Consider the following 6,599-nt stretch of genomic DNA (forward strand, 5'->3'; position numbering starts at 1 on the left):
AGAGTCTTCATCTTTGGATGTGGGATACATCCTTGATTACCAACGCAAACAAGGAAGAGAGCGAGATGACAGGATTCGGCACACGACTGCGGGAAGAGCGGGAACGCCTCGGGCTGACCCAACGGGTATTCGGTGACATTGGTGGGGTCGAGCCCAACGCTCAAGGCAAGTACGAAAACGGCGACCGTACCCCGCGCCTGGACTACCTGGCGGCTGTAGCTGCCCAGGGTGTAGATCCGCTGTATGTGCTCACCGGCCTGCCCACGCCCATGCCGCTGGACAGCCTGAGCGGCGACGAGGACCGACTGCTGGCTGCGTTTCGGCGCCTGCCGGACGAAGATCGCGCGGCGCTCTGGCACGTGCTGCATCGGTTGGCCAGTTGAGGCCGACACATGCTGTCGGAGGCCGGATGGAATCTGCCCCCCAGACACTGCGAGGAGGGCTGTTGCGGTATGTTACAGCTGTAAATTTTTGTTAAGGTGGCGCCTACAACATCGCCCCACTGACGAGGTGTCTGCTTGATTAGGGTCCTGGTGGTCGACGATCACGATCTGGTACGCACGGGAATCACCCGCATGCTCAGCGACATCGAGGGCCTGCACGTCGTGGGTGAAGCGGACTCGGGTGAGGCGGCCCTCAAGCTGGCCCGCGAGCTGAAACCGGATGTCGTCCTGATGGACGTGAAGATGCCCGGCATCGGCGGCCTGGAAGCCACGCGCAAACTCCTGCGCAGCCACCCCGACACCAAAGTGGTCGCGGTTACCGTCTGCGAGGACGACCCGTTTCCCACGCGCCTGCTGCAAGCCGGGGCCTCCGGCTACCTGACCAAGGGCGCAGCGCTCGATGAAATGGTGCATGCCATTCGCCTGGCCTTCACCGGGCAGCGCTACATCAGCCCGCAGATCGCCCAGCAACTGGCGTTGAAATCGTTCCAGCCGCAAGGTTCGCCCTTCGACAGCCTGTCCGAGCGCGAGATCCAGATCGCCCTGATGATCGTCGGCTGTCAGAAGGTGCAGATCATTTCCGATAAGCTCTGCCTGTCGCCCAAGACGGTGAATACCTACCGTTACCGCATCTTTGAAAAACTTTCCGTGACCAGCGACGTCGAACTGACACTGTTGGCCGTCCGCCACGGAATGGTCGACGCAAGTCTCTAGCTCTAGAAGTAGCCCATGTCCCACACCTTTGATGCCAGCGCGTTCCTGGCGACCTGCAGTGGTCGTCCGGGCGTGTACCGTATGTTCGACGCCGAGTCGCGGCTGCTCTATGTGGGCAAGGCCAAGAACCTCAAGAAGCGTCTGGCCAGTTATTTCCGCAAGACCGGCCTGGCCACCAAGACCGCGGCGCTGGTGGCGCGCATTGCCCAGGTCGAAACCACCATTACCGGTAACGAGACCGAGGCGCTGCTGCTTGAGCAGAACCTGATCAAAGAGTGGCGCCCGCCCTACAACATCCTGCTGCGTGACGACAAATCCTACCCGTACGTATTTCTGTCTGACGGCGCATTTCCGCGGCTGGGTATCCATCGCGGTGCGAAAAAGGCCAAGGGCCGCTACTTTGGGCCGTACCCCAGCGCCGGTGCCATTCGCGAAAGCCTCAGCCTGCTGCAGAAAGCCTTCTCGGTGCGCCAGTGTGAAGACAGCTATTACGCCAACCGTACCCGGCCGTGCCTGCAGTACCAGATCAAGCGCTGCAAGGGCCCGTGCACGGAGCTGGTGAGCAAGGAAGAATATGCCGAGGACGTGCGCCACTCGGTGATGTTCCTCGAAGGCCGCAGCCAGCAACTGGGCAATGAGCTCAATGCCGAGATGGAACAGGCCGCCATGGCCCTGAACTTCGAGAAGGCAGCCGAGCTGCGCGACCAGATCGGTTTGTTGCGCAGGGTGCAGGACCAGCAGCACATGGAAGGTGGCTCGGGTGATGTCGACATCATCGCGGCGTTTACCAACCCGGGCGGCGCGTGCGTACACCTGATCAGCGTGCGCGGTGGGCGCGTGCTGGGCAGCAAGAACTTCTTTCCCCAGGTGGGCATCGAGGAGGAGGTGGCCGAAGTCATGGCCGCGTTTCTGTCGCAGTACTACGTGGCCAACGCCGAACGCGAGCTGCCCCGTGAGCTGATCGTCAACGTGGTGCATGAAGACTTCGAGACCATCATCGAGGCCTTGCAGACCTTGCGCGGCCGCGAGCTGGACATCACCCAGCGGGTGCGTGGCACCCGCGCGCGCTGGCAGCAGATGGCCGTGACCAACGCCGAGCAGGCCCTCAATGCCCGCTTGGCCAACCGCCAGCACATGGCCGCGCGCTTCGAAGCGCTGGCCCAGGTCCTGGAGCTTGATGAAACGCCGCAGCGCCTGGAGTGCTATGACATCAGCCACTCCAGTGGCGAGGCCACCGTGGCGTCGTGCGTGGTGTTCGGGCCGGAAGGGCCGATCAAGTCCGATTACCGGCGCTTCAACATCGAAGGCGTCACCGCAGGCGATGACTACGCCGCCATGCAGCAGGCCCTGGCCCGACGCTACGGGCGGATCAAGGACGGCGAGGGCAAACTGCCGGATGTGCTCCTGGTCGATGGGGGCAAGGGGCAATTGAACATGGCCCGCGAGGTGATGCAGGAGCTTGGGTTCAGCGAGCTGACCTTGCTCGGTGTGGCCAAGGGTGTCACCCGCAAGGCAGGTTTCGAGACGCTGTACCTCAACGATGCCGCGCATGAATTCACCCTCAAGGGTGATTCCGCGGCCCTGCACCTGATCCAGCAGATCCGCGACGAGGCCCACCGCTTCGCCATTACCGGTCACCGGGCACGGCGGGGCAAAGCGCGGCGCACGTCGAGCCTGGAAGATGTCGCAGGCGTCGGGCCCAAGCGCCGGCGCGACCTGCTCAAGCACTTCGGAGGCTTGCAGGAACTCAATCGTGCCAGCGTCGATGAGATTGCCAAGGCTCCTGGTATCAGCAAAAAGCTTGCCGAGTCGATTTATGCCAGCCTGCATAGCGAGTAGAATGCCGGGTTCAACTCGCAGCCAGTCGTACCGATGAATATTCCAAACCTGCTCACCGTTCTACGGGTTCTGCTCATCCCGATCTTCATCCTGCTGTTCTACATGCCGTTCCATTGGAGCTACATGGCAGCAAGTACGGTATTCGCGATCGCCGCAGCGACTGACTGGCTCGACGGCTACCTGGCGCGCCGCCTGCAACAGAGCACACCTTTCGGTGCGTTTCTCGATCCGGTGGCAGACAAGCTCATGGTGGCAGTGGCGCTGGTCTTGCTGGTGCAAGTGCATGCCAACTTCTGGCTGACGCTGCCGGCGGCCATCATCATCTGTCGCGAGATCGTGGTCTCGGCGCTGCGTGAATGGATGGCCGAGATCGGTGCACGTGCGCATGTTGCGGTGTCCAACTGGGGCAAGTGGAAAACCGCAGCGCAAATGCTGGCGTTGGTCATCCTGTTGGGCAATCCGCCGATCGTGGGCTTCTGGGTGATACTGGGGTATGGCTTGCTGCTCGTCTCCGCTGGCCTCACGCTGGTATCGATGGTGCATTACCTGATCGCCGCCTGGCCGCACTTGCGCGACGGCGCCGAGCAGAAATAAAGGTTTTTTGAATCAAGGGCTTGACGCCATTTGGTATTGCGTTAGAATGGCCCCCATCACGACGCGGGAATAGCTCAGTTGGTAGAGCACGACCTTGCCAAGGTCGGGGTCGCGAGTTCGAGTCTCGTTTCCCGCTCCAGTTATAGATCTGCAGAGTTCCACGGAAGTCTGTAAGTCGTTGAAAAAAGGGCCTTATGGCCCTTTTTTTGTTCCAGCGAGAACCACCAAAAACCGGTAGTATCCGGGCATTTTGAGGCCAGATTTGAGGCCAGAATTGGAAATGCCCCAATTCGCTTTTCCGGTAGAGCTTGGTGGAGCACGAGACGAGCATTTGGCCTCTGACAGGTTCAGGAGGTCACTATGGCACTCTCGGAGATGGCGATTCGGCACGCCCGTGTCACCGGCAAGGACTATACGCTTGCTGACAGCGATGGCCTGATTCTTCATATCACCGCGCAAGGTGGAAAGGTCTGGCATTTCCGTTACTACTGGGCTGGCAAGCAGAAGCGCATGTCGTTCGGTAGTTATCCTCAGCTCGGGCTGCGGGATGCGCGCACCAAGCGGGATGAAGCTCGAGCATTGATAGCTCAAGGCACGAATCCAAGCGAGCAGCGCAAGCAACAGCGCCTTGCAGTTCGCCTCTCCAGCGATCATGCCTTCGAGGCCGTGTTCAATCAGTGGATCGCCTTCCGCCGCTTGAGTCTCAAAGAGGGGCGGCAGAGCACGCTGTCGCAGATGCTACGCATCTTCGCCAAAGATATTCTTCCCCACATCGGTGATCGCTCCATCCATGACATCACCCGACATATGCTCATGTCGATCTTGGATCGTATCGAGTCTCGCGGTGCATTTACCACGGCGGAAAAGTGCCGGACCTGGCTCAATCAATTATTTCGCTATGCGCTGGTGCGCATCCCCGGCCTTGAGCACAACCCTGCGGCCGATCTGGACGTTGTGGCGATGCCGAAGCCTCCGGTGGAGCACAATCCTTTCCTGCGTATAGCCGAGTTGCCACAGCTTCTAAGTAAGCTCCCTTCTTATCACGGCGGTCAGCAGACCCTTTTGGGGATCTGGTTGCTGCTACTTACTGGTGTGCGTACCGGTGAGTTGCGCCTGGCGACGCCTGATCAATTCGACTTGGAACGTCGGCTGTGGGTCATTCCACCAGAGGTGGTCAGCAGCTGCAGCTTAAGATGCGCAAGAGCCGTAGCAGCGCCTCCAAGGTGCCTCCATACATCGTTCCGCTGTCAGTCCAGGCAATCGAAGTGGTGCGTCTGCTCCTTGATCGGGTAGTGCCCGCGCAGCGGCATTTGCTTGCCCATCGAAGCGACTTGAGCAAACGCATCAGCGAGAACACTCTGAACAGTGCGCTGCGGCGCATGGGCTTTGCTGACAGGCTCACTGGGCACGGCATGCGAGCTACCATCTCAACGGCCCTCAACGAGATCGGCTACCCGAAAGTATGGGTTGACGCACAGCTTTCACACGCCGACCCCGACAAAGTCAGCGCTTCCTACAACCACGCCGAGTACGTTGAGCAGTGCAGGGCAATGATGCAGGACTGGGCGAATCGACTGGATCTCTGCGCGCAAGGGCATGTACAGGCAGCAAGTGCACCCCTAACGATACGCCTGGAAGGCACGGGATCCCTTCCGGCGCGGCTAGACGCCACACAGTTTGTAGTCCCACTGCACAATGTAATCTCACAACCTGAGCCGGAAGCGGCGCGGTATGTTGCTAAATCGTATAGGCTGTCGGCTGTCGAGTCGCGGGCCGAGATTGGCGGCCGCGAAGTCTCTGACATCCAAAAAGAGCGCGCTGAGATGCTTGCCGCATTTGAAGCGCCAGGTAATCTTCCACTCCCCACATTTGCTCGGTTGGCTGGCAAGTCTCGGGATCAGCTAAATCGGGATATCAAGGCTCGGAGGTTGCTCTCAGTCAGTCTTGGTAATCGGGGACAGCGTATTCCGGATTGGCAGCTTGATCCATTGAAGCTCAAGCTGGTGCTTGCGGTATTCGAAGCACTGCCTGCAATAGGAGCCTGGGATGCCTACCGTATGCTGAGCAACCCTCATGGAAAGCTGCGCGGAAATGCTCCGTGCGATGCTGTTACGATTGATAACTATGAAGAGCTAGTGAACCTTCTGGTTTCCCTGCGCTAGGCGCGAACATCACGCATTGGGTTGAAAAGTGGTCTGTCGCGAATGGTAGCTTTCGACCCATGCGGCCGTTCGTTTTGTCGGGCTGTCAGAAAAGTTGTTTAGCAGATCCTACACGGAATTGCTAAATAAGGCGCTAGGACCAGCTTATGGCTACATTGGCTTTGTACAGAGGGTGCGCAGGTGTACAGAAACCGGCATGATCTTCGGCGTGTTGATGTTTGTGATCAGCTTCCAAGCTAAGGACGGACGATGATTCAGTTTAATGATTGGTGTGACTCGGCGGATACGCCGGTAGGCAATCATCACCTGCGAGTCATGACTGGAAGACCAGCAGATGCCGGGACAGGAGTACAGACAATAGCTGCCGCTGTTCCTTCCCACTATGCAGCAGAGGAGCGCATTGCCGGCGCGCTGGCAAGGTTGGGTAAGTCGCCGCTGCGAGGATGATTGCCGATCTGCTCCCGCAGACGCCGCAAATCCGATCTGGCGATCTCGGCGAGATTTACGCAACTGAATGGATTGATGCTCATTCTGGTTATAGCACCCCTATCAAGCGGCTACGTTGGAAGGATCATCGCAACATGGCGATGCGGGGTGACGATGTCATCGGGTTCAAGTTCGACCCAGGTACTCAGCGCCTTTGCTTCCTAAAGACGGAAGCAAAGAGCCGCTGTGCCCTGCGCGCTCAGACACTTCAGGAAGCGCGGAACGGTCTGGACAAAGATGGTGGTCTACCGTCGTCTCACGCTCTGTCTTTCATCTCCGCCAGACTTATGGAGTTAGGCAATTACACTAGTATGGTGTTTCGCAAGTAACCCTCATATTTTAGACTAGGCTTCCAGCATGA

General features: G+C 59.0%; 5 protein-coding genes, 1 tRNA gene and 1 pseudogene. All 7 read left to right on the top strand.

Translation table 11 applies throughout. From position 1 onward, the window contains the following. Positions 1 to 65 precede the first annotated feature (65 nt). The 7 genes and pseudogenes from RT028_RS10795 (at position 66) to RT028_RS20320 (ending at position 6,567) form a co-directional block, all read left to right on the top strand. Positions 66 to 383 carry a helix-turn-helix transcriptional regulator gene (locus RT028_RS10795; protein WP_312934793.1) on the top strand — a complete coding sequence of 106 codons (318 nt, stop codon included), beginning with the start codon at positions 66 to 68 and terminating at the stop codon, positions 381 to 383. Between the two features lie 135 nt (positions 384 to 518). Then, positions 519 to 1,157: a UvrY/SirA/GacA family response regulator transcription factor gene (gene uvrY, locus RT028_RS10800; RefSeq protein ID WP_312934788.1), complete on the top strand. Its 639-nt coding sequence runs from the start codon at positions 519 to 521 to the stop codon at positions 1,155 to 1,157. A gap of 15 nt (positions 1,158 to 1,172) precedes the next feature. Then, positions 1,173 to 2,996, top strand: a complete 1,824-nt coding sequence (uvrC, locus tag RT028_RS10805; RefSeq protein ID WP_312934789.1) for an excinuclease ABC subunit UvrC — start codon at positions 1,173 to 1,175, stop codon at positions 2,994 to 2,996. Between the two features lie 33 nt (positions 2,997 to 3,029). Continuing rightward, positions 3,030 to 3,590, top strand: coding sequence for a CDP-diacylglycerol--glycerol-3-phosphate 3-phosphatidyltransferase (gene pgsA, locus RT028_RS10810; RefSeq protein WP_312934792.1), 561 nt, complete (start codon positions 3,030 to 3,032; stop codon positions 3,588 to 3,590). Between the two features lie 63 nt (positions 3,591 to 3,653). Continuing rightward, positions 3,654 to 3,729: transfer RNA gene (locus tag RT028_RS10815), tRNA-Gly, on the top strand. A 221-nt stretch (positions 3,730 to 3,950) separates the two neighbouring features. Then, positions 3,951 to 5,752: pseudogene (locus tag RT028_RS10820) on the top strand (tyrosine-type recombinase/integrase). Positions 5,753 to 6,195: 443 nt separating this feature from the next. After that, positions 6,196 to 6,567 carry a Hachiman antiphage defense system protein HamA gene (locus tag RT028_RS20320; protein ID WP_409567231.1) on the top strand — a complete coding sequence of 124 codons (372 nt, stop codon included), beginning with the start codon at positions 6,196 to 6,198 and terminating at the stop codon, positions 6,565 to 6,567. The last annotated feature ends 32 nt before the right edge of the window (positions 6,568 to 6,599 follow it).

Origin of the sequence: Pseudomonas sp. (assembly GCF_032058845.1) — a bacterium.
GTDB lineage: Bacteria > Pseudomonadota > Gammaproteobacteria > Pseudomonadales > Pseudomonadaceae > Aquipseudomonas.